This window comes from Nocardia sp. NPDC003979 (assembly GCF_053605015.1).
The window spans coordinates 57,522-80,817 of record NZ_JBSGIJ010000009.1 but is presented as its reverse complement, the minus strand read 5'-3'; the positions used below and the strand labels follow the sequence as shown (position 1 = coordinate 80,817).

The following is a 23,296-nucleotide window of genomic DNA, read 5'->3' as shown; positions in this document are numbered from 1 at the left end:
CCGGCACAAAGAGCGGAACATAGGCCGTACCGAGCGCGGGGCTCGCGCCTACGTTCGCTCGATGTTCCCGGCACGGCTCGGCGTTCGCACCAGAATTCTTGCGATCGCGCTCATTCCCAGTCTCACCCTGCTCGGTCTCGGCATGTTCACCGCCGGCGACCTGGTGCGCGACAGCGCTCAGGTCCGGCAGTGGATCGACGACCTGGAGCAGATCCGGCCCGCCGCCTCCGAACTCGGCGCCGCCGCCCAGGTCGAGCGGGTGCTGTCACTGCGCAAGCTCACCACCAACGACATCGTGCCGGAGCTGGTCTCGGCGCGGGCGCGGGTCGATCGCGGGTTCGAGGCACTGGTGCGCGCGGATGCTCGCAGGCACGAACCGTCTCCGTACATCCCGGCCGCGCACGCGAAGTTCCAGGAGACCATCACGAAGGTGCGGGCCGGTATCGACGGGCACGGGCTCGGCCCGGTCGAGGTGTACCAGTACTTCAACGGCCCGTTCACGTTGTTCCACACCGGTTTCCGGCGCGCACAGCAGGTGGCGCCGGACCCGTTGTTCGCCACGCGGATCTCCGAGGCCGTGCGGTTGCTCGCCGCGACCGAGGCGATGTCGCGGGGCAACGCGATCGGTGTCGCGCTCTGGGGTTCGGACGGGCGGGCGTTCCCGCTCGAAGAGTTCACCACCCAGGTGGGCTTCTACAAGGCCGAGATCACCAATCTGATCGCCGAATTCGGTGAGCCACGCAACCAGCTGCTCGCCGAGATCGTGGCTTCCGGTGCGTGGCAACAGGTTTCGACGATGGAGGCGGCGCTCGCCGAACGGCTCGCGTCCCACCAGCGGACCCGGACACCGGAGCTGCCACTCTCGCTGCAGCAGTGGCAGGATGCCGCCGCCGAGGTGAATACGAAGCTCTTCGCCGCCTACTCCGAACATCTCGACCGAGCCCGTTGCAGTGCCATCGAGGCCGCCCAACGCACCGAACGGTCCGCGTGGGTGGCGGGGGCCGTCGTGCTGGTGGGCAGTGTGGTCGCCATGCTGATCGCGGTGGTGCTGGCCGACCGCATCATCCGCAGGTTGCGGCGACTGCGCGATGCCACGCTCGAGGTGGCCGACACCGAACTGCCCAAGGCCATCCGGCGGGCGAAGGCCGGTGAGCGCACCGAACTCGCCCCGATCCTCGACTTCGGCACCGATGAGATCGGTGAAGTGGCAACCGCTTTCGAGCAGGCCGCGACCGTGGCGGTGGGGGCGGCGGTCGAGGAGGCGCGCACCAGGGAGGGGGTTCGCTCGGTATTCGTCAATATCGCCCATCGCAGTCAGGTGGTGGTGCACCGTCAGCTCGAGATCCTCGACGAGGCCGAGAGCAAGCAGCAGGACCCGGCCCTGCTCGAGGTGTACTTCCAGCTCGATCACCTGGCGACCCGCGCACGACGCAATGCCGAGAACCTGCTGATCCTCGGCGGCAGCAGGCCCGGGCGACGGTGGAGCACACCGGTGCCGCTGCTCGATGTGCTGCGCGGTGCGGTGGGTGAGACGAAAGAGTATGTGCGCGTGCGGGTCGGCGGCGTACCCGAGGCGCGGCTGTACGGCGCGGCGGTGGCCGACCTGATCCACCTCATCGCCGAACTCGTCGACAACGCCACCGCCTTCTCCCCACCCGCGACCATGGTCGATATCAGCGCGGGTGTCGTCGGCAAGGGCCTGGCGGTCGAGGTCGCCGATCAGGGGATCGGCCTCACCGAAGCCGAATTCGAGCGGTACAACTCCCTGCTGGCCGCCCCGCCGGATTTCGCGGCGTTGTCGCGCGATTCGCGCATGGGTTTGTTCGTGGTTGCCCAGCTCGCGAGCACCCACGCGGTGTCGGTGCGGTTGGCCGAGTCACCGTACGGCGGGGTGCGCGCCGTCGTGGTCATTCCCGGCACCCTCGTCGACGGCCACGAAGCGGCGCTCGCCGGCGAACGGAAGGTCTCCCGGTGAACGCCGCGGACTTCGTGGGCGGAGCCGAATACGCACCTCGGTGCGCAGAGATACGCAGTTCTACCGATGTCCCGGCTCGCTCGGCCCGGCACGCTCGACGAATGCCACATCGGACACCCTCCGGGACCGCCCTCCTGAGCAGATCGGCACCGGCGCACGCGGCACAGGAATCGACGATCGACCGCCTGGTACGGACGGCCTTCGCCGATGGCCCCGCGGGCCGGAATATGTTGCGTCCCCAGCAGAACCGCCATATCGGGCTGGCCTGCCTCGATCTGATTGCGGCCACGAGTTCCGGGTCGGCCACGGCCGTCCCGCTCGCTCGCCTCGAACACGCCACCGTCGAATGGGCACGCGACGGCATCGGGGTGGAGGCGATCCTGCACTCCCTGCACCGCTGTGCGCGCATCGCCGTCGATCTGACCGGAGCCGAGATCGACGTGGTCGACCTGCTCGAGCACGCCGCCACGACGGTCGCGAGCGCCTTCGTGCGGTACACGCTGGAACTAGCGGGCCGCTCCGAACACGCCAGAGACGCACTGGCCAACCAGGTCATCGCGGGCACCCACTCGCGCGCCGTGGCCCGCGACTGCGGTGTCGAACTGGCCGACGAGTACTGGGTACTGGCGCTGAGCATCGCGGGCGAACCGACGGACGGGCCCGCCGACGGCGTCGACGAGCGGGTACGCGCCCGTCGCGCCATCGCCCGCATGCGCGCCGAACTCGACCGCCGCTGCGACGGTGAGTGCCTGGTCACCCTGTCCACGCGCGGAGGCACCGCACTGGTACCGAGCCACACCGACGCCGACATCGACGTCGTGGCGGCCGCACTCACCCGCGCCGCCGGTCGCCAAGTCACGGTGGCAGTCGTGCCGGCCGACCTCGACGAGGTGGCCGACGCGACCGAGTGCGCGCACGAACTGCTCGAGATCGTCCGACGGCTCGGCCGCACGGGCGGGGTGCACCGATTCAGCGATTACGCACTCGAATATCAGCTCACCCGGCCCGGTCCGGCCCGCGACCACCTCGCGACCGTGCTCGAGCCACTGACCGGGCACCCCGAACTCCTCGAAACGCTGCGCTGCCACGTCGCCAACAACCTGAACCGGCGCCGCACCGCAACCATGCTGCACCTGCACACCAACTCGATCGACTACCGCATCAAGCGCATCGCCGAACTCACCGGCTACGACGCCACCCGGTGCGCCGATCTGTGGTACCTGCGCTCCGCGCTCGTGGTGTCGGGGTTGCACGATCCGGCCGCGTAGTACCGCGGCACCGTAGGAAAGGACAACGATGTTTTTCCGATGCACAACCCTGGCGGCGGTCGCGGTGACCGGCCTGCTGGCCGCCGCGCCCGCTGTGGCGAGCCCGCCCTCGGCGGGGTCGGCCGGTTCGTCGCAGGTGGCCGACCCGGCGGGCGCCGTGACGGTCGACAAGTGGGCCGACCACACGGTGTACCGTCCCGCCGAGCTCGGAACGACCCGCCATCCGGTGGTGCTCTGGGGCAACGGCACCGGCGCCGGGCCCGGCGTCTACGCCGACACGCTACTGAAGCCTTGGGCCGCAGCGGGTTTCATCGTCGTCGCCGCGAACACCACGATGGCGAACTCGGGTGCGGAGATGCTGGCGGGCGGGCGGGAACTGCTGCGGCGCAACGACACCCCGGGCAACGTGTACAGCGGCAAGGTGGCCACCGATCAGGTGGCGGCCGCAGGTCATTCCCAGGGCGGGGCGGGCGCGATCAACGCGGGCGCCGACGCGCTGGTGCGCACCGTGCTCGCCCTGCAACCCGGCCCGCTGGCGGCTCCCGGAAAGATGGTCGGGCCCGCGCTGTTCCTGGCCGGGGAGGCCGACCGCATCGTCGACGCCGACGGCATCGTCATGCCCCTGTTCGAGAAGGCCGACCAGGTACCCGCGGTCTTCGCCGAACTCGGTGGCGCCGGGCACCTGGTCTGGGGACGATACGCCGAGGTGATGGCCGACTGGCTGAAGTACCAGCTGCTCGGTGACCCCGTCGCGAAGGCCCGTTTCCTCGGCCCCGAGTGCGGCCTGTGCACCGACGTCGCGTGGACGAGAGTTCTGCACAACGCGAAGGCGCAAGCGCTGAGCTGAGTGCGGACATCAGCGAATTCGTGCCGCTCCCGGGACGACGGCTGAGTACGATCGCCGATACCGATCACCCGTGAGCCGGATCGACAGCAGCTGTCGTCCGGTACGACCCGAGACGGCAGATGGTTCGAAGCACGCTCGACCCCGCGGCGACCAGCTACCTCGGCCGCGATGCCGAGGTAGCCGCGGTGCGCGCCCTGCTCGACGACGGCTGCCTGGTCTCCATCACCGGCCAGGGCGGGCTCGGCAAGACCCGCCTGGCACGCAAGGTCGCCGGGCAGCTCGCCGCCGACTACGACGACGGCGTCCACTTCGTGGAACTGTCCGGGCTGCGCCACGATCACGAGGTCGGCACGGCGGTGGCGGCGGCACTCAGGTTGCGGATCAAAGCCGGCGAGTCGGCGACCGAACGGGTACTCGACCATCTGGTTCGCCGGGCACCGCTGCTGGTCCTCGACAACTGCGAACATCTGCTCGACGGCTGCGCAGACTTCGTCATCCAGGTGCTCGCGACCTGCCCCGGGGTGACCCTGCTGGTCACCAGCAGGCAGACGCTCAGCGTGGCGGGCGAGCAGGTCTACCGGCTCCCACCACTGGCCGTGCCACCACCGGAGCTCGACGACCCCGCCCGGATCGCCGAATACCCGTCGGTGGCCCTGCTCGTCGACCGGGCGAGGGCGGTGCGCGCAGACTTCCGGATCACTGAGTCGAACGCCGCCGCCATCGCCCACCTGTGCCGCTTGCTCGACGGGATCCCACTGGCCATCGAACTGGCGGCGGCCCGGCACCGCTCGCTGTCGCCCGCACAGGTCGTCGACCGCTGGTCGTGCGGGCTGACGCTGCCGACGGCCTGGGCGCACGGGGTGCCCGACCGGCACCAGACGCTGCGCAACACGGTCGACTGGAGCTACCGGTTGTGCACCGACGACGAGAAGCAGGTGTGGGCGCGCCTGTCGATCTTCCAGGACTGGTTCGAGCTGGAAGCCGCCGAATATGTCTGCGCCGATACGCGTTCGGTCGCGCCGGTGGTGTGGATCGTCGATTCGCTGGTCGACAAGTCGATCCTGGAACGGCGCGGTGACGACATCACGCACTACCGCCTGTTGCGGCCGGTGCGCGAGTTCGGCGCCGAGAAGCTGACCGAGGAGGGTGCGACCGCGGTCGTCGCCCGCAGGCATCGGGACTGGTTCCGGGACGTGATTCTGCTGGCCGACAAGGAGTTCTTCAGCAAGAAGCAGTTCGAACACGTCCGTCGGTTGCAGGTCTGCCAACCCGATCTGCGATTGGCGCTCGAATGGTCGCTCGAGACGCCGGGCGAGGCCGAGACCGCGCTCGAGATGGCGGCCTGCGTCGACGAGTTCTGGCGGATGGCAGGCTCGGATCAGCTGGTGAAGGCCTGGTTGCAGCGTGCGCTGCACGCGGTGCCGCACTCGCCGCACGCGGGGCGCGGCTGGGCGGTGCTCGCCCTGCATTCGATCTGGATGACCGATCGTGACAGCGCCTATCGCGAACTCGATCAAGCCGATCGGGAGGCGGCGCGCTCCGGCGACCCGGTCCTGATCGCCCTCGCGAAGGCCGCCCGCTCCGCCGCGGCCAAGATCGACCTGGACAACGAGAAGGCGGCCGCCCTCGCGTGGGAAGCCACCCACACCCTGCGCAGCCACGGACACCTGCGCGAGTCGATGGGGGCGTGGAACATCTACGCGCTGGCGACCGCCGCCGCCGACCCCACCGGTCGCCTCCACGAGCTACGCGAGGCGGTGCGAATCTGCGAGGAGCACGGCGACTACTACTATCGCGGGCTCTACCTGTTCGCCATCTCGCTGATCGAAGTGATGCTCGGCAATCCCGACGCGGCCGAGCGAGCCGGACACACCGCCCTGCGGATCTCGCGCCGATGGGGCAGCAGATTCGGCGACGCCTATTACGTGGAGGCACTGGCGTGGGTGGCCTCGGCCCGCAACCAGCACCTGCGCGCGGCCACCCTGTTCGGTGTCGCCGCGTCCGCGTGGGAGCAGCTGGGTTCCGATCCCGACGTCATCCTCGTGCGCCCGCACACGCTCTTTCGCGACGCGTCGATCCAGGCACTGGGTGGCGACCGTTTCGACACCGCGTTCCTGGCCGGGCAGGCCATGCCGATCGACGAGGCCTTCGAGTTCGCGCTGACCCCGCACCGTGAACCGGCGACTCGGCATCCCGTCGACATCGCGCCGCTGACCCCGCGCGAGTACGAGGTGGCGACCCTGATCGCCACCGGGCTGACGAACAAGGAGATCGCCGCCCGCCTCGTCATCGCGCCCCGCACCGCCGACACGCACGTGGGCAACATCCTCACCAAGCTCGGCTCGTCGAACCGGGCCCAGATCGCCACCTGGGTCGCCACCCGCGGCGCGCACGCCGACTGAGGCTTCCTACTTCCGGAAGACCTCCGACAGCAGGGCCGACAGCGTCCGGCGTTGTTCCGCGTCGAGCCGCTCGAGACCCGCGCGCGTGCGGTGCATCTTCGCGCGGATCGCGTCGGCGACCTGCTCACCCTCCGGGGTGATGACGAGGTTGGTGACGCGCCGATCGGCGGCGCTGGTCTCCCGGCGCACGAGCCCACGCTTCTCGAGCCGGTTGATGATGCCGGTGATATTGGAGGCATCGCAGTACATGGTCTCGGCCAGCCTTCGCATGGCGATGGGCCCATGGCGCAGCACGGTGAGGGTCTTGGCCTGGATCGCGGTGAGCTGCTCGCCCGCCGCGGCGGCGGTGAAGTCTCCGTAATACACGCCGAGCGACACCGACAACAGCTCCATGAGCTGGTCGGGATCGTCGCGGGGAGGCTCTGACATGGCTCAAGACTAGCGCCAGAAACTTGACGACCTCAAATATCTCCGCCTACGGTGGCGGCATTGCTTGAAGTTCTCAACCTTCGACATTCTCAAGTAAGTATGTTAGGAGCATTCATGACCGTCACCGTGTCCGACGCCGCCCGTGCGACGCAGGTCCTGTCACGACCCATCACCCTGAACGGCCTGACCGTCCCCAACCGGATCGCCATGGCCCCGATGACCCGCATGTTCTCCCCCGGCGGTATCCCCGGTGACGACGTGGCTTCCTACTACGCCCGCCGCGCCGAGGCAGGCGTCGGCCTGATCGTCACCGAGGGGACCTACGTCGGTCACGAGTCGGCGGGACAGAGCGATCGCGTTCCGCGCTTCCACGGCGAGGCGCAACTGGCCGGGTGGGCGAAGGTCGCCGCCGACGTGCACGCGGCAGGCGGCACCATCGTCCCGCAGCTGTGGCACATCGGTATGGTGCGCAACCACGGTGAAGCGCCCTACCCCGACGCCCCGGCCATGGGCCCCTCCGGCATTCGCGTCGACGGCACCGAGGGCGCGGGCCACGCCATGACCCAGCGCGACCTGGACGACGTGATCGCCGCCTTCGCCGACGCCGCCGCGGCTGCCGAACGCCTCGGATTCGACGGTGTGGAACTCCACGGCGCCCACGGCTATCTCCTCGATCAGTTCCTGTGGTCACGCACCAATCGCCGCACCGACGCCTACGGCGGGGACGCGGTGGCCCGGACCAGGTTCGTCGCCGAGGTGGTCCGGGCCGTGCGCGCCGCCGTCGCGCCGACCTTCCCGGTGATCCTGCGCTATTCGCAGTGGAAGCAGGACGCCTACGACGGGCGCCTGGCGCAGACACCCCAGGAGCTGGAGGCGATCCTCGCCCCGCTGGCCGAGGCAGGCGTCGATGTCTTCCACGCCTCGACCCGCCGCTACTGGCTCCCCGAATTCGACGGCTCCGACCTGAATCTGGCCGGCTGGACCAAGAAGCTCACCGGTAAGCCGGTGATCACCGTCGGCTCGGTCGGCCTCGACGGCGACTTCCTGAACGCCTTCCGCGGGCACGGCGCCGAACTGGGCAGCCTCGACAATCTGCTCGAACGGATGGAACGCGACGAGGTCGACATGGTCGCCGTGGGACGTGCGCTGCTGCAGGATCCCGAGTGGGCGCGCAAGGTCCTCGACGGACGCTTCGACGAGCTGAAGCCCTTCGACCCCGCCGCTCAGAAGACCCTCAGCTGAGCGATCACAGCACCCGCGCCAGGTAGGGGGCGGTTCGGCTGTCCGGCGCGACCGCGACGTGCTTCGGGGTGCCCTCGGCGACGATCCGGCCGCCGCGGGCGCCGCCGTCGGGGCCCATGTCGATCACGTGATCGGACCGCGCGACCACGACCATGTCGTGTTCGGCGACCACCACGGTCGCGCCGGAGTCGACGAGCGAATCGAGTTGGGCGAGCAGCACTTCGGTGTCGGCGGGGTGCAGCCCGGTGGTCGGCTCGTCCAGCAGGTACAGCGTGCCCGCGCGCCGGGTGCGTTGCAGTTCGGTGGCCAGCTTCACCCGCTGGGCCTCGCCACCGGAGAGCTCGGTGGCGGGCTGGCCGAGCCGCAGGTAGCCGAGCCCGACATCGAGGAGCGTGTGGAGCGCGCGGTGCACCGCGGGAACGTCGGCGAAGAACGGTTCGGCCTGTTCGACGGTCATGTCGAGCACTCCGGCGATCGTCGTGTCGCGGTAGGTGATCTCGAGGGTTTCGGGGTTGTAGCGGGCACCGTGGCAGTCCGGGCACGGGGTGTAGGTGCTGGGCAGGAAGAGCAGTTCCACGGTGATGTACCCCTCGCCCTGGCAGGTCGGGCAGCGTCCTTCGGTGACGTTGAAGGAGAAGCGGCCGATCCCGTAACCGCGCGCTCGCGCCGCGGGGGTGTCGGCGAAAAGGGCTCGGACAGTGTCGAACAGCCCGGTGTAGGTGGCCAGGTTCGAACGCGGGGTGCGCCCGATCGGCGCCTGATCCACCTCGACCACCCGATTTACGGCCGGATCTGCTTCGGCGCCCGCTGAAATCGCCCGCAACAGACTGGTTTTGCCCGCACCCGACACCCCGGTCACGGCGGTGAAGACCCCGAGCGGCAGGTCGACGTCGACACCGCGCACGTTGTTGATCTCGATTCCACGCAACTCCAGCGTGCCGTTGCGCACGCGTGGCACCCGCGGTTCGCGCGACACCTCGTCGAACAGGTATCGCCGGGTCACCGAATCGGGGACCGCACGCAGACCGGCCACTTCTCCGCTGTAGAGCACCCGTCCCCCGTTGACGCCTGCGCCCGGACCGACATCGACCACCCAGTCGGCGTGGCGCACCACATCCATGTCGTGTTCGACGAGAAGGACACTGTTGCCGGACTTTTCGAGCCTGCGCAGGACGGTGGTGAGCGCGGCGGTGTCGGCGGGGTGCAGCCCGGCCGAGGGTTCGTCCAACACGTAGACGACACCGAACAGCCCCGACCGCAACTGCCCCGCCAACCGCAGGCGCTGCAGTTCACCACCGGAAAGTGTCGGGCTTTCCCGGTCGATGCCGAGGTAGCCGAGGCCGAGTTCGATCAGCACATCCAGCCGGGATGTGAGGTCCTGGGTGAGCACGGCCACCGCGCCGGTGCCGGAGGTGTAGGGCCGTAGCACCTCGGCCAGTTCGTGCAACGGCAGTTCACCGAGTTCGGCGATGTTGTAACCGGCGAAGGTCACCGCCAGCGATTCGGGCTTGAGCCGGTGTCCATGGCACAGCGGGCACACGGTGGTGTGCAGGAATTCCGCGGCCTTGGCCCGGGTCTTCTCGCTCTTGGATTCGGCGTGGGCTTTGAGCAGCAGTCTGCGAGCGCTGCTGAAGGTGCCCTGGTAGGGGCGATGGATGCGGTGGGCCTCACGCTCGGGATGCACGGTGACGACGGGTTGTTCGTCGCTGAACAGGATCCACTCACGGTCGGCCGCGTCGAGTTCGCGCCAGGGGCGGTCGATGTCGTAACCCAGCGCGGCGACCACATCGCGCAGATTCTTGCCCTGCCAGGCGCCGGGCCACGACGCGATCGCCCCCGCCCTGATGCTGAGCGACGGGTCGGGCACCATCGATTCCTCGGTGGCTTCGTGGACCACGCCCTGCCCGTGGCAGCGCGGACACGCGCCCTCGACGGTGTTGGGCGAGAAGGCATCCGAGTACAACCGGTTGGTTCCCGCCGGATAGTGTCCTGGCCCGGTCCGCGCGGGCCCCTCCGGGTAGTCGCCTTCGCGCGACATCAACAGCCGCAGCGTGTTCGACAGGGCACTCACCGTGCCGACGGTGGACCGGGACGACGGCGTGGACCGCCGCTGGGCCAGCGCCACCGTCGGCGGCATCCCCGAAACCTCGTCCACGTCGGGCGCTTCGACCTGGTTCAGCAACCGACGGGCATACGGCGCGACCGACTCCAGGTACCGGCGCTGCGATTCGGCATAGAGCGTCCCGAACGCCAGCGAGGACTTCCCCGAGCCCGACACACCGGTGAACGCGACCAGGGCATTACGCGGCAGATCGACATCGACATCGCGCAGATTGTGGACCCGGGCACCACGCACCCGAACCGAAGAATCGATCTCGCGCGAATCCACAGCCATCGACCCTACTCCCCGCGAAGCGTTGCTACCGCCGTTGCCGGGGTGCCCGCTATACAGTGACCGGCAGCTTCCGCCCTACATCGACCGGCGAAAGAGGGCACATGACGAAGTCCCGGAATGTTCGCGTGCGCAGGATCTACGAAGACCCCGAGCCGGCCGACGGCCGACGCGTCCTCGTCGACCGGCTGTGGCCCCGCGGCATCAGCAAGGAACGAGCCGACCTGACCACCTGGTGCAAGGACGTCGCACCGTCGACCGAACTGCGCAAGTGGTACCACCACACACCGGAGAAGTTCGGCGAGTTCGCGCGCAGATACCGGGCCGAACTCGAGCAGCCGCCCCAGGCGGCCGCCTTCGAGGAACTGCGTGAGATGGCGAAAAGCGGTCCGCTGACCCTGTTGACCGCGTCCCGCCTCGTCGACATGAGCGAGGCGACGGTGCTCGCCGACATCCTCGACGGGAAGTAGGCCCCGTAACCGGTGTCCTCGGATGATAAGTCACGGTTGTCGACCGATCGGAGAGGCGACTTTGACGCGAATCACCCGGCGGCCTTGACTGTCGGTGAGCAGTGCCTGCGATCCGACCAGAGAAGCGGAGAACACAGTGGGACGAGTGACCGTGCGACGACCTGTGCTGCGCATCAGGGACGGCGTGCACAGCGAACGTCCCGACACCCTGGTGAGCGAGGAACCGCTCGAGATCCGGGTGGGCGGCCGCCCGCTGACCGTGACGATGCGGACGCCGGGAAACGATTTCGACCTCGCGGCAGGCTTTCTGGTGAGCGAGGGGGTCGTTCGATCGCCGGATCAGATCGCCGGAATCCGCTACTGCGCGGGCGCGACCGCCGAGGGCACCAACACCTACAACATCGTGGACGTGGTCCTGGCCCCCGGTGTCGCCGCCCCTGACCCGTCGCTGGAACGCAACTTCTACACCACGTCCTCCTGCGGACTGTGCGGCAAGGCCAGCCTCGATGCGGTGCGCACCGCTGCGACCTGGTCGGTGGCAGACGATCCCGTGCGTTGCCCGCCCGAAGTCCTGGCGACCCTGCTGGACCGGCTTCGTGACGCACAGAAGGTGTTCGACACCACCGGTGGCTTGCACGCGGCCGGACTGTTCACCGCCGACGGATCGATGCTGTACCTGCGTGAGGACGTCGGCAGACACAACGCGGTCGACAAGGTGATCGGCGCCGCCTTGCGGGCCGCACTGCTGCCGTTGCGCGAAACCGTTCTGATGGTGAGCGGACGGGCATCCTTCGAACTGGTACAGAAGGCGCTCATGGCGGGCATTCCGGTATTGGCGGCGGTCTCCGCGCCGTCGTCGCTGGCGGTGGATCTCGCTGCCGACAACGGGTTGACCCTGGTCGGATTCCTGCGCGGCGATTCGATGAACGTCTACGCCGGTGCGCAGCGACTGGTGACGGACCATCGCCAAGGGCTGCTCACTCGCTGACGATGCCGGCGACGAGATTGATCGTGGTCGCGAGAATGACGGTGCCGAAGGCGTAGGACAGCAGACAGTGGCGGAGCACGATGGAGCGGATCCCCGCCTTCGTGACGTTGGTGTCGGAGACCTGATAGGTCATGCCGTCGCGGCCGCGATATGGCCTTCGTCGGATCTGCCGAGCACGAGGATGAGGACGATGGCGACGAGCCCGCTGAGCGCGGCGACGACGACCGACGTCTCCTCGATCAACGGCTGGAAGTCCTCGCGCCGGGCATTGGCCCTGGTCCGCTCGGCGTCCATCGGCCAGAGCACTACCCAGCCGGCGACGACGAAAATCGTTGCGGCAGTGGCGATGCCGGTGAGCACACCGAGTGCCGGTTCGCTGCCGATAGCCACGGCCGCTCCCGCCGCGGCACCGAGCACGACAGCACCGAGCAGGCGGGTGACCGCCGACAACAGCAACGGACTGCTCATGGCGGTGCAGCGTACCCAACGGTCCTCGACGATCGCGTGATCGTCGGTCAGCCCGGTGCGGGCTCGCCGAGCACGGCGTCCAGGTCGGCGGCCCCAGCGGTCGTGACCAGCGCCTTTGCCAGTACCGAGCCGGGCTCCCCCGCCGCCGTGACCAGCACGATCTCGGCGGAGACGACCGGGTCGTCGAGAGCGAGTATCCGGACCCCGGCGGGCGCGGGCAGGGTGCGCAGCCAGGGCTGCGGCACGACACACGCCCAGCGACCGGTGCTCACATGCGCGAGCAACGCGACCACGGAATCGGTCTCGATCTGCGGCGCGGCGCGCAGCCCGCGCCCGGCGAGCGCTTCGTCGAGGAGCTGTCGCCCCCGCATTTCCTTGTGCAGCAGGCACATCGGCATCTCCAGCGCCTCGGCCCAGGTGATCGTTCCGGTGCGCCCCGCCAGCAGTTCGGTGCCTGCGAGCAGCACGTGCCGTTCGGTGTAGAGCGGGGTGCGGATGAGCCCGCTGGTGTCGACCCCTCGCGCGTAGACGACGCCCGCGTCGAGTTCGTACCGGCGGATACGCTCGACGATGTCGAGTGAGCGCAGTTTGGTTTCCAGCCGCACCCGAACCAGCGGATGTTCGACGCAGAACGGGTCGGTGAGCAGGGCGACGGTGCTCGATGCCGCCGGAATCACGCCGATCCGCAGCTCACCGGTCAAACCGGTTTGCAGGGCGGCGACTTCGTGTTCGAGCGCGTCGCGGTCGGCCAGGATCCGCCGGGCCCACAGGACCAGCCGCTCCCCTTCCGGCGTGAGCCCCTCGAAGCTGTGTCCCCGCCGGACCAGCGGCACACCGAGCTCGTGCTCGAGCTTGCGCAGCGCTTCGGACAGTGCGGGTTGGGATACGTAGCAGGACTTGGCCGCACGGGCGAAGTGACGTTCCCTGGCGAGCGCCACGAAGTACTCGAGCTGACGGAAGAGCACGTCTGCCTAGTCGTCGTCTCGGACGGCGGCCGTCGTGTGGCGGGCGTGGGCGATCTCGCGCGCGTGCTCGGCGGGCGCCTTGTCCGGGTACGGTCCCATGACGACAGTATGCGGTGCCGGATCCCGGATCAGCAATGCGACAGCTAATCCCACCGCCACGCCGATCACCGTGTCGAGCCCGCGCTCGGTGAGCATGGTGAGGGGATCGGTCGGGTCGGCGAGCTCGGTCATCGCCATGATCAGCGGCGTGAAGAAGCCGAGCGCCAGCGCGTAGTGACGCGCCATGAACAGCTCGGTCGGATACAGCAGCGCGATGATCGCGAGCCCGAGCACCGCCGGGCTCGGTCCCGGGATCAGCAGCGGTGTCGCCACGAGCAGACCGAGGAAGGTGCCGATCACCCGGTGTATCCCACGGGTCAGCCGGTCGCGCGAGGTCGCCGCCGCCAACGGCACGGCCGCACCGGCCATGGCCCAGTTGGCGTGCCCGACACCGAGCAGCAGACCGATGCCACCGGACAGTGAGATCGCCAGTGCGTAGCGGCCGGCCTGGGTCGTCGAGTCGATGCCCCGGCGGTGCGGTGGACATCGGCGCGGCACGTCGGTGGCCGTACCGCGCCGCACCCTACGAGTGGATTCCAGGTATCCGACGGCGACGCACAGGATCGCAGTACCGGCGCAGACCAGCAGCGCGGTGACCGGATGACGCTGGGTGTCGGCCACCATCGCGATCGCGCCGAAAGCGAAGATCCCGAAGAACGGGCCCTCCGGCCGCAACCCGAGCCGGTCGGTGACCGGTGACGCCACCGCGGCGAACACGGCGACGGCCGCGACCAGCACCGCGGGCGGAGCGTGCAGCCGACCGAGCAGAATGCCCGCCCCCACCGCGCCGACCAGCATCACGGCGGCCTCGCACTGGTGGGCTAGTCGTTGCCTCGGTGCTTCGGCGAACCCGTACATGCCGGTGAAGGAACCGAACACCGCGTAGATGAGCAGGTCGGTGCGCCCGGCGGCGACGAGCATCAGACCGGGGATCGCCAAGCCGACGAAGACGCGAGCGGCGGGCAGATGATCGATCTCGGTGACGAATCGCCGAAACACCGGGCGCGCCTGGTTCAGCATGGTGCGCAAGATTCCTCCGAGGGTCGGTCGCGGGCATGCCCGTAGGGCCGATGAACCACGGTGCATGAATCGTTCGCGAGGCGTCAACCGGCCGGAATCGGGCACATCGGACGAATTCATCGCGTACGCGGCAGCGATAAGCCACACCTATCGAGCAGTCGGAAGTCGGTCTTGGCCATGGCCGCCCGCAACAGCGACGATAGTGACGGCCCGCCTACCTCGAATCGTGACTCTCCGGGGAGAGAATTCCGGCGGACGGGAAGACCGGCTTCGAAATCGTCGAAGGGACTGTCATGACCGATGCGTTTGGAGAGTTCGACCCCGACGACGGCCCGAGCGGTGCTCGCGACCGCGCGGCGACCCCGGAATTCAAGCCGTATCATCATCCGGCCGCCGGGTGGGGTGCCGCGAAGGCGGTCACCGAATTCATGATCGGCCAGGAGAAAGAGCCACTGCTCGGTACCCGCGCCATCATCAAGATGAATCACGAGAACGGTGGTTTCGACTGCCCGGGATGTGCGTGGCCCGATTCGATCAAGGGTATTCATCTCGACATCTGTGAGAACGGCATCAAACATGTCACCTGGGAGATGACGCACAAACGGGTGACGCGGGAATTCTTCGCCGAGCATTCGGTGGCGGAACTGTCCACCTGGAGCGAGCACGACCTCGAGAATCAGGGCAGGCTCACCGAGCCGATGCGCTACGACCCGGTCACCGACCATTACGTCCCGATCAGTTGGGACGACGCGTTCGAGATGGCGGGCAGGGCCTTACGCGAACTCGACGATCCGAATCTGGCGGCCTATTACACCTCGGGCCGGCTCGGTAACGAGGCGACGTTCCTCTATCAGCTGATGGCCCGGGAGCTCGGCACCAACAATCTGCCCGACTGCTCGAACATGTGCCACGAGGCGAGTGGACGTGCGCTGCAGGCCGCGCTCGGGACCGGTAAGGGCACCTGCGATCTCGAGGACTGGGAAACCACCGACGCGCTGTTCATCCTCGGCGTGAACGCCGCCTCCAACGCACCACGCATGCTGACCGCCCTCGCCGAGGCCGACCGGCGTGGCGCGCAGATCGTGCACATCAATCCGCTCGTGGAAGCCGGTGCGACGCGCACCATCATTCCGCACGAGATCCTGCGGATGGCGACGTTCCGCACGACCGATACCTCGACACTGAACCTGCAGCCGCGCATCGGCGGTGACTTCGCCCTGATGCGTGGCATCGCCAAGGCCGTGTTCGAGGAATCCGAATCCGATCCCAAGGCGCTCGATCATCAGTTCATCGAACGGCACACCCACGGGTTCGAGGAATACCGCGCGGTCGTCGAGGCCACGCCGTGGTCGACGATCGAGGAACAGTCCGGGCTCACCGAGGACGAGGTCCGTAAGGCCGCGCGCGTGTACTGCGAGGCCGATCGAAGCATCATCAGCTGGTGCCTCGGGGTGACCCAGCACGAGCACGGCGTCGACACCGTTCGCGAGATCGTGAACGTGCTGCTGTTGCGCGGCAATCTGGGGCGCGAGGGTGCCGGTCCGTCACCGGTGCGCGGGCACAGCAATGTGCAGGGCAACCGCACCTGCGGCATCGCGAACAAGCCGGCGGCGCAGTTCCTCGATCGGCTCGACGAGGCCTGCGGCATCACCTCACCGCGTGCCGACGGCTACGACGTCGTCGCGACCATCGAGGCGATGCAGGCCGGAAAACTGAAGGTGTTCATGGCGATGGGCGGCAATTTCGCGCTCGCCGCGCCCGACACCGCCTACACCTACGAGGCCCTGCGCAAATGCGACCTCACCATCCAGGTGAGCACCAAACTCAACCGCAGCCACCTCGTGCACGGCACCGAAGCCCTGATCCTGCCGTGCCTGGGCCGCACCGAGAAGGACATCCAGCGCGGCGGGGAACAGCAGACCTCGGTCGAGGACTCGATGGCGATGGTCCACCTGTCCAAGGGCATGAAGAAGCCGGCCTCCCGGCACCTGCTGTCGGAACCGGCCATCATCGCCGGAATCGCGAAAGCCGCACTGCCACAGAGTAAAACGCCATGGAACTACTATGTTGCCGACTACGACCGCATTCGCGACACCATGTCGCAAGTGCTCGACGGCTTCGAGGACTTCAACCGGCGCGTGCGTCTGCCGCTCGGCTTCCGCATCAAGCAACCGGCCCGGGAACTGATCTTCCTCACGCCCTCGGGCAAAGCCGAGTTCTCCTGCGCCGATCTGCCCGACCTCACCCAGGAACCCGGCATTCTGCGCCTGGCGACGCTGCGTTCACACGACCAGTGGAACACCACCATCTATTCCGACAACGACCGCTACCGCGGCATCAAGAATCTGCGCACCCTCGTTTTCATGAACGGCGACGACATGCGCGAACGCGGCCTGTCGCAATTCGACGACGTCGATATCACCAGCATCGCCCGCGACGGCAGCACCCGGTCGGTCCACAACTACAAGGTCATCCCCTACGACATCCCCCGCGGTTGCGCAGCCGGATACATGCCCGAACTCAATGTGTTGTGCGCGATCGGCGACATCAGCACCCAGAGCGATCAGCCGATCATGAAGAACGTGAAGGTCACCATCACCCGCTCGGCCTGAATCCTTGTCGTCGAGGAAATTCAGCGACCGATTCGGACGATGCCTGTGGTTACTCCCTGTAGCACCTCGCCGTTGCGCAGGATCAACGGCGAGGTTTGCAGTGGGTCGGCGAGCATGGTGGGTGGCAGTTCGTTTCGGCTCACCACTGCGCCGTCCTCGGGATCGATGACGGTGAAGGAGTAGCCGTCGATGGGTGTCGAGTTCGGTGTGCCGTCGCGGGTGACCGTGTAGACGAGTCCGTCCGCTGTCGAGATGTGCGGTACCGCGGCACTGCGCACCGTGTTCTCCCAGACCGTTCGGCAGCCGTCGCGGTCCACGTCGACGCGCGTCATGCCGCCGGCGAACGGCGCTGTCTCGGGTTGCGCCGGACCGGCGCCGTCCGGCACCGCCGGGTACGGATAACCGTAGGTGGAGGCCACGAAAACCGAGCCGCCGATACCGATCGGCGAATTCTCGCTGCCCGCACCGCCTTTGGTGAGCACCGGCCGAGAGCAGACGAGTTCGCCACTGCCGGAACGGAATACGAGCACCTTCACCTGATCGGCGGCGTTGTCGACGACGGTGAGATAGTCGGCGCCGGTATCCGGGCCGAAATACGTCGGCGTCGACCCGGTGCCCCACGACAGCTGCCCCGGTTTGCGGGCCGGGCCCCGGTCGTAGGCCGCGCGCCACAGCTGCACCGGCTCGCCCGAAGCATCGGTGCCGAGTTCGTAGAGCGCGTGCGTGGTCGCGACCGCCACCCGGCCGCTCGGCGCGGAGGAGATGCTGTTGGCCACCTTCTCCTCGGCGGGAAGAGTCAGCGTGGCGATCTCGCCTTCCGCGGTGACTGTCCCGACGATGCCGTTCTCCGTCGCGAACCACACCGTGCCCGACCAGTCGGGCACCAGGCCGGTGACACCGTCGTCCGCCGGAATGGCCGTGGTCAGGTCGACGGCTTCCACCACGCGCAATTCCCATCCCCTGGCGCCGCGTTCGTGGGCGATCCGCAGGAGCGCGCGATTGCCGTCGACCACGACCAGTCGGTCGGCGTGGTCGAGATAGGCGTACACCCCGCCGAGCAGGCCGCCTTTGGCCAAAGTCAACTGTGCGAGCGATCCGGACATCGCCGACCCGGCATCCGGAATTCCCCCGGCGGACGGGTCGATCAAATGCACTACCGGCGCACGATCGGCCACCGCCGTACACAGCGCCACGACGAGCCCGTCGGAACCCTGCAGCAGGGTCGGGCAGGCCGCCCCGAGTGGGTACCCGCCGATGCCTCGCGCGCCAGGACCGGGTCCCGCGTGCGGCACCGCGTCCGACGATCCCGCGTCGCCGTGCATCGTCGCCGTACCGGTCGGCCCGAGGAACGGATTCGGCGCGGCGAGCGGCCCCCAGCCGGGACCGGCCGTGCCGGTGCCCGAGGACAACACAGCGATCGCGCCGAGCACGAGCAGAACTGATCGGCTGGTATGACGAGCGAACATGGGGCAGATACTGCCGTATTCCGGCGAAGGGGACACACTGTCTGACACGCACCGATGAAGCACATCCCGAACACCGGTGGGCCGTAGGCTGACCGCCATGGGTGAGCCGCAGCGGGTCCTCGTTCCACTCACACAGGCAGCGATCTTTCTCGTCGCCACCATCGATGCGGGCGGTGAGGCGGCGGTCCGCGAGCTCCTGGCCGAGGTCGACGATCTACGCAAGTCGGTCGGTTTCCGCACCCCGGATCAGAACCTCAGCTGTGTCGTCGGTATCGGGCACCGCGCGTGGGGCCGGTTGTTCACCGGTCCCGAGCCCGCCGAACTGCACGAGTTCCCCGGCTATGCCGGGCCGGTGCACTCCTGCCCCGCCACTCCCGGCGATCTGCTGTTCCACATCAGGAGCGAGATGACGGGCACCTGTTACGAATTGGCGATGGCGATCGCGACCAGGCTGCGCGACGCGGCGACCGTTGTCGACGAGACATCGGGGTTCCGCTACTTCGAACAGCGCGATCTGCTCGGGTTCGTCGACGGGACCGCGAATCCGGAGGGCGGCGCGGCCGAGGCGGCAGTTCTCGTCGGCGACGAGGATCCGGCCTTCGCCGGTGGCAGTTACGTGATGGTGCAGAAATACCTGCACCCACTCGACGAATGGAATGCTCTGACGATCGAGGAGCAGGAGCTCATCATCGGGCGTACCAAACTCAGCGATTACGAACTGCCCGACGACGTGAAGCCACCCAGCTCCCACGTCACCATGAACACGATCGTCGATGCCGACGGCGTGGAGCACGATATCGTGCGCGCGAATATGCCGTTCGGCACCGTCGGAGACGGTCAGCTCGGCACGTATTACATCGCCTATTGCGCCACGCCGTCCGTACCGGAGAAGATGCTCGAGCGCATGTTTCTCGGCACCGACGATGCCCCCTACGACCGCATTCTCGACTTCTCCACCGCTGTCACCGGAAGTCTGTTCTTCGCTCCGTCCGCCGATTTCCTCGGCGATCTGCCTGATGCACCCTCATTCGTCGCCGACGAAGACGTCGACATCGACGTTCCCGAGTTCGCTCCGGTCATCGCCGCCGAGGCGGCACCGGTGGTCTCGGACGGTTCGCTCTCCATCGGGTCCATGAAAGGGAGTAACTGAATGAACAATCTGCATCGCGAACTCGCGCCGATCACCGACGAGGCCTGGACACAGATCGAGGAAGAAGCCACCCGCACGTTCAAGCGCAATATCGCCGGACGCCGGGTCATCGACGTGTCCGGTCCCCGAGGCGTGGCCTACTCGGCGCTCAACCGGGGCAGGCTCACCCCGGCCGACTCCCCCGACGACGGTGTACAGGCACACCAGCGCGTCGTACAGCCGCTCGTGGAACTGCGGGTGCCCTTCACGTTGAAGCGCTCCGAACTCGACGACATCGAACGCGGCGCCCCCGACGCCGACCTCGACAACCTCAAAGACGCCGCTCAGCAGATCGCCTTCGCCGAAGACCGCGCGATCTTCGAGGGCTACACCGCCGCGGGCATCACCGGCATCCGCGCCGCCGCCTCCAACTCCCCCGTCGCCCTGCCCGGCAATGTGGTCGACATCCCCGACGCCATTTCCCACGCCCTCACCGAACTGCGCCTGGCCGGTGTCCAGGGACCGTACTCGGTGCTGCTCAGCGCCGACCTGTACACCAAGGTCAGCGAAACCTCCGACCACGGCCACCCGATCCGCACCCACATCGAGCGCCTCATCGACGGCGAGATCATCTGGGCACCGGCCATCACCGGCGGTTTCGCCCTCACCACTCGCGGCGGCGACTTCGAATTCGCCATCGGTCAGGACCTGTCGATCGGATACCTCAGCCACGACGCCGAGACGGTCCAGCTGTACTTCCAGGAAACCTTCACCTTCCTGGTCGAGACCTCCGAAGCAGCGGTATCACTGGGGTCCTGAACCTCGACTGCCGAGAACATCACGTTCGACGCTCCTCTCGACAACGGCGCACACGCGTCTGCTTCGGCGACAGTTCATAACGACGGCAGGAGACCGACGATGAGTACGCTGGCGATGAGCACCGTCGATATCTCGAGGTGGCAATTCGGTATCACCACGGTGTATCACTTCATCTTCGTACCGCTGACCATCGGTCTTGCTCCGATCGTCGCGGGAATGCAGACCGCGTGGGTCGTCACCGGCGACGAGAAGTGGTATCGGCTCACCAAGTTCTTCGGCAAATTGTTCCTGATCAATTTCGCCATCGGCGTGGCAACCGGCATCGTGCAGGAGTTCCAGTTCGGGATGAACTGGAGCGAGTACTCCCGATTCGTCGGCGATATCTTCGGCGCCCCTTTGGCTTTGGAGGCGTTGGTCGCCTTCTTCCTCGAATCGACCTTCATCGGACTGTGGATCTTCGGCTGGTCCCGGCTGCCCAGACTCGTTCACCTGGCCACGATCTGGTTGGTGGCCATCGGGGTGAACGCGTCGGCGTATTTCATCATCGCGGCCAACTCGTTCATGCAGCATCCGGTCGGCGCCAGGTTCGATCCCGAGACCGGCCGGGCCGAACTGGACAGCATCTGGACGTTGCTCACCAACAACACGACGCTGGCGGCGTTCCCGCATGTGGTCGCCGGTGCGTTCCTCACCGCGTCGGTGTTCGTCGCCGGTATCTGCGGATGGTTCATGGTGCGCAATAGGCGCAGTGGTGACCCGGTGAAACAGTCCGAAGCCACCACGCTCTGGCGTCCCGCCGCCCGCGGTTCGCTGTATGTGGTGGCGGCGTCGATCGTGGTGGTGGCACTCACGGGCGATATCCAGGGCAAGATCATGTTCGATCAACAGCCGATGAAGATGGCCTCGGCGGAGTCGCTGTGTCACACGGCGACGGACCCGAAGTTCTCGGTGCTCACCGTCGGCACGCACAACAACTGCGACAGCGTGGAGCACCTGATCGAGGTTCCCTATGTGCTGCCTTTTCTGGCCAAGGACCAGTTCACCGGCGTGACCCTGCAGGGCGTCGAGGATCTGCAACGTTCCTATGTCGAGCAGTACGGGCCGGGCAATTACCGGCCGAATCTGTTCGTCACCTACTGGTCGTTCCGCACCATGGTCGGCCTGCTCGCCGGCCCGGTGGTGCTGCTACTCGCCGGATTCTGGGTGACCCGGGGTGGTCGCGCCCCCGACCGGCGCTGGTTCGGCTGGCTGAGCCTGCTCGCCATCCCGACGCCGTTCCTGGCCAACAGCGCGGGCTGGGTGTTCACCGAGATGGGGCGCCAGCCCTGGGTGGTCGTTCCCGACCTCGCCGGCGACCTCACCATCCGCATGACCGTGGACCAGGGTGTCTCGGACCACGCACCGGGCACCGTGCTGTTCTCACTGATCGTGTTCACCGTGCTCTACGGTGCGCTCGCGGTGGCCTGGTACTACCTCATGCATCGATACACCGTCGCGGGCCCGGCGCCGGATTCGACCACGTCGCAGCACGACGATTCGGGCCCCGACGACGGCAGTGGTGGTGGCAGACACCGCGCCGAACCCGTCGAACCGCTGTCTTTCGCCTACTAGAGCTCCGAGGGTCCGACGCCGTTCGGGCAGTGTCGACGACTGTCGGCTCGGGACCGATCGACGGTCGGGAGCAGTAACGCCAGGCCCTCGGAATCCGACCGCATTGGTGTGTGGTGGGCTTTCGGCGACGGGACGGAGGGCAAGTGGCAGCCGGTCGGATAAGACGAACCGCCGTGGTAGCCGGTACCGCGGGTGTCCTCGGGCTCCTCGGCTACTGCGGGCTCGCTGCTGCCCAGCCCACTCCGGCGCCGGGCGGCCAGGTTGCCATCGCGGGGCTCGACCCTACCGACAGCTCGAGACTCCCCGACAGCGGCGCGATCCGGTTCGTCGCCGAACCCGGAGACCACGGCAGCGGCGGAGGCAACGGGAACTCGGACCCGGGAAGCGGCAACGGCAACCAAGGCAACGGCGGCGGCAACCAGGGCAACTCGGACCCCGGCAACGGAAACGGCAACCAAGGCAACGGCGGCGGGAACCAAGGCAACAACGGCAACCCGAACCCCGGCAACGGCAACGGCAACCAAGGCAACGGCGGCGGGAACCAAGGCAACAACCCGGGGAATCCGCCGGAACCGCAAGCCCCCGCCCCGCAATCCGCGCCGGTGGCCCCTGCCCCGGACGCTCCCGCACCCGCCCAGCCGGAGGCTCCCCAGCCGGACGCGGGCGAATCCGGCGGCGCGCCGGGTGGTGGAGGACCCGGTGACGGCGCGCCAGGCGGTGGCGGCGCGCCACCGGCCGGAGCAGGTCCCGGCGGCGACTCACCCTCCGCACCGGCCCCCGGTGGAGCGGCCGATCCGCCCGCCGCTCCCGCACCGGGCGGAGGCCCGGCGGCCCCCGCCCACGACGTCACACCGACCAGCGACACCGGCCTCCTCCCCGACCCGAACCTCCTCTCGGTCATAGGCGGTCTGCTGGCGCTCGGGCTTGCCGGCGGTGGTTCGGCCGCGGTCAGTTTCCAGGGCGCCGCCCAGGCGCAGACACGTGTCGACGCCGCCCGAGCAGAGTTCTTCGGCTCACGGGCGTGATGCCGGTTCCCTCCGGAACCGGGCGGGTCGTTTAGCCGGTCCTTCGCGTGGAATGACCGCAAGTAGCTC

At 68.0% G+C, this 23,296-nt stretch carries 19 protein-coding genes; 12 read left to right on the top strand and 7 right to left on the bottom strand.

Features of this window, described 5'->3' with window-relative positions; translation table 11 throughout:
* Positions 1 to 61: 61 nt before the first annotated feature.
* The 4 genes from ACWEVR_RS19960 to ACWEVR_RS19945 all read left to right on the top strand — a co-directional run bounded on the left by ACWEVR_RS19960 (position 62) and on the right by ACWEVR_RS19945 (position 6,492).
* Positions 62 to 1,975 (top strand): sensor histidine kinase, encoded by a 1,914-nt coding sequence (locus ACWEVR_RS19960; RefSeq protein WP_452468151.1) that lies wholly within the window; start codon positions 62 to 64, stop codon positions 1,973 to 1,975.
* 101 nt (positions 1,976 to 2,076) lie between these two features.
* On the top strand, positions 2,077 to 3,243 hold the full coding sequence (locus tag ACWEVR_RS19955; RefSeq protein WP_452468150.1) for a PucR family transcriptional regulator: 1,167 nt from the start codon (positions 2,077 to 2,079) through the stop codon (positions 3,241 to 3,243).
* A gap of 28 nt (positions 3,244 to 3,271) precedes the next feature.
* Positions 3,272 to 4,090, top strand: coding sequence for a poly(ethylene terephthalate) hydrolase family protein (locus ACWEVR_RS19950; RefSeq protein WP_452468149.1), 819 nt, complete (start codon positions 3,272 to 3,274; stop codon positions 4,088 to 4,090).
* Positions 4,091 to 4,209: 119 nt separating this feature from the next.
* Positions 4,210 to 6,492, top strand: a complete 2,283-nt coding sequence (locus tag ACWEVR_RS19945) for an ATP-binding protein (protein ID WP_452468148.1) — start codon at positions 4,210 to 4,212, stop codon at positions 6,490 to 6,492.
* Positions 6,493 to 6,498: 6 nt separating this feature from the next.
* On the opposite strand, the gene ACWEVR_RS19940 is transcribed toward ACWEVR_RS19945, so the two are convergent.
* The gene (locus tag ACWEVR_RS19940) at positions 6,499 to 6,921 is read right to left on the bottom strand and encodes a MarR family winged helix-turn-helix transcriptional regulator (RefSeq protein WP_452468147.1); all 423 of its coding nucleotides are present in this window, start codon (positions 6,919 to 6,921) and stop codon (positions 6,499 to 6,501) included.
* 114 nt (positions 6,922 to 7,035) lie between these two features.
* Here ACWEVR_RS19940 and ACWEVR_RS19935 point away from each other — a divergent pair, with 114 nt between their 5' ends.
* Positions 7,036 to 8,163 carry an NADH:flavin oxidoreductase gene (locus ACWEVR_RS19935; RefSeq protein WP_452468146.1) on the top strand — a complete coding sequence of 376 codons (1,128 nt, stop codon included), beginning with the start codon at positions 7,036 to 7,038 and terminating at the stop codon, positions 8,161 to 8,163.
* A 4-nt stretch (positions 8,164 to 8,167) separates the two neighbouring features.
* Here the strand turns inward: ACWEVR_RS19935 and ACWEVR_RS19930 are convergent, their stop codons facing one another.
* Positions 8,168 to 10,558, bottom strand: a complete 2,391-nt coding sequence (locus ACWEVR_RS19930) for an ATP-binding cassette domain-containing protein (protein WP_452468145.1) — start codon at positions 10,556 to 10,558, stop codon at positions 8,168 to 8,170.
* 101 nt (positions 10,559 to 10,659) lie between these two features.
* Here ACWEVR_RS19930 and ACWEVR_RS19925 point away from each other — a divergent pair, with 101 nt between their 5' ends.
* Both ACWEVR_RS19925 and fdhD read left to right on the top strand, forming a co-directional pair.
* Positions 10,660 to 11,025, top strand: a complete 366-nt coding sequence (locus ACWEVR_RS19925; RefSeq protein ID WP_452468144.1) for a DUF488 domain-containing protein — start codon at positions 10,660 to 10,662, stop codon at positions 11,023 to 11,025.
* Positions 11,026 to 11,161: 136 nt separating this feature from the next.
* Positions 11,162 to 12,013, top strand: coding sequence for a formate dehydrogenase accessory sulfurtransferase FdhD (fdhD, locus tag ACWEVR_RS19920; protein ID WP_452468143.1), 852 nt, complete (start codon positions 11,162 to 11,164; stop codon positions 12,011 to 12,013).
* Here the strand turns inward: fdhD and ACWEVR_RS19915 are convergent.
* From ACWEVR_RS19915 to ACWEVR_RS19900, 4 genes are read right to left on the bottom strand one after another with little or no spacing between them, the layout of a single operon-like run.
* A complete protein-coding gene (locus ACWEVR_RS19915) occupies positions 12,003 to 12,146 on the bottom strand; it encodes a DUF1345 domain-containing protein (protein ID WP_312032646.1) in 144 nt (47 codons plus the stop codon). The two genes, fdhD and ACWEVR_RS19915, sit on opposite strands and share 11 nt — an antisense overlap.
* Positions 12,143 to 12,481, bottom strand: coding sequence for a DUF1345 domain-containing protein (locus ACWEVR_RS19910; protein WP_452468142.1), 339 nt, complete (start codon positions 12,479 to 12,481; stop codon positions 12,143 to 12,145). The genes ACWEVR_RS19915 and ACWEVR_RS19910 overlap by 4 nt, the downstream gene beginning before the upstream one ends.
* 47 nt (positions 12,482 to 12,528) lie before the next feature.
* Positions 12,529 to 13,446: a LysR family transcriptional regulator gene (locus ACWEVR_RS19905; protein ID WP_452468141.1), complete on the bottom strand. Its 918-nt coding sequence runs from the start codon at positions 13,444 to 13,446 to the stop codon at positions 12,529 to 12,531.
* Between the two features lie 6 nt (positions 13,447 to 13,452).
* Positions 13,453 to 14,565 carry an FUSC family protein gene (locus tag ACWEVR_RS19900; protein WP_452468304.1) on the bottom strand — a complete coding sequence of 371 codons (1,113 nt, stop codon included), beginning with the start codon at positions 14,563 to 14,565 and terminating at the stop codon, positions 13,453 to 13,455.
* Between the two features lie 293 nt (positions 14,566 to 14,858).
* Between ACWEVR_RS19900 and ACWEVR_RS19895 the strand changes: the two genes are divergently transcribed.
* Positions 14,859 to 17,177, top strand: a complete 2,319-nt coding sequence (locus ACWEVR_RS19895; protein WP_452468140.1) for an FdhF/YdeP family oxidoreductase — start codon at positions 14,859 to 14,861, stop codon at positions 17,175 to 17,177.
* A 20-nt stretch (positions 17,178 to 17,197) separates the two neighbouring features.
* Here the strand turns inward: ACWEVR_RS19895 and ACWEVR_RS19890 are convergent, their stop codons facing one another.
* On the bottom strand, positions 17,198 to 18,643 hold the full coding sequence (locus ACWEVR_RS19890; RefSeq protein ID WP_452468139.1) for a hypothetical protein: 1,446 nt from the start codon (positions 18,641 to 18,643) through the stop codon (positions 17,198 to 17,200).
* Positions 18,644 to 18,740: 97 nt separating this feature from the next.
* Between ACWEVR_RS19890 and ACWEVR_RS19885 the strand changes: the two genes are divergently transcribed.
* The 4 genes from ACWEVR_RS19885 to ACWEVR_RS19870 all read left to right on the top strand — a co-directional run bounded on the left by ACWEVR_RS19885 (position 18,741) and on the right by ACWEVR_RS19870 (position 23,227).
* Positions 18,741 to 19,793, top strand: a complete 1,053-nt coding sequence (locus ACWEVR_RS19885; RefSeq protein WP_452468138.1) for a Dyp-type peroxidase — start codon at positions 18,741 to 18,743, stop codon at positions 19,791 to 19,793.
* Positions 19,794 to 20,591: a family 1 encapsulin nanocompartment shell protein gene (locus ACWEVR_RS19880; protein WP_452468137.1), complete on the top strand. Its 798-nt coding sequence runs from the start codon at positions 19,794 to 19,796 to the stop codon at positions 20,589 to 20,591. It begins immediately after the preceding gene.
* A gap of 114 nt (positions 20,592 to 20,705) precedes the next feature.
* Positions 20,706 to 22,202: a cytochrome ubiquinol oxidase subunit I gene (locus tag ACWEVR_RS19875; RefSeq protein WP_452468303.1), complete on the top strand. Its 1,497-nt coding sequence runs from the start codon at positions 20,706 to 20,708 to the stop codon at positions 22,200 to 22,202.
* A 173-nt stretch (positions 22,203 to 22,375) separates the two neighbouring features.
* The gene (locus ACWEVR_RS19870) at positions 22,376 to 23,227 is read left to right on the top strand and encodes a hypothetical protein (RefSeq protein ID WP_452468136.1); all 852 of its coding nucleotides are present in this window, start codon (positions 22,376 to 22,378) and stop codon (positions 23,225 to 23,227) included.
* The last annotated feature ends 69 nt before the right edge of the window (positions 23,228 to 23,296 follow it).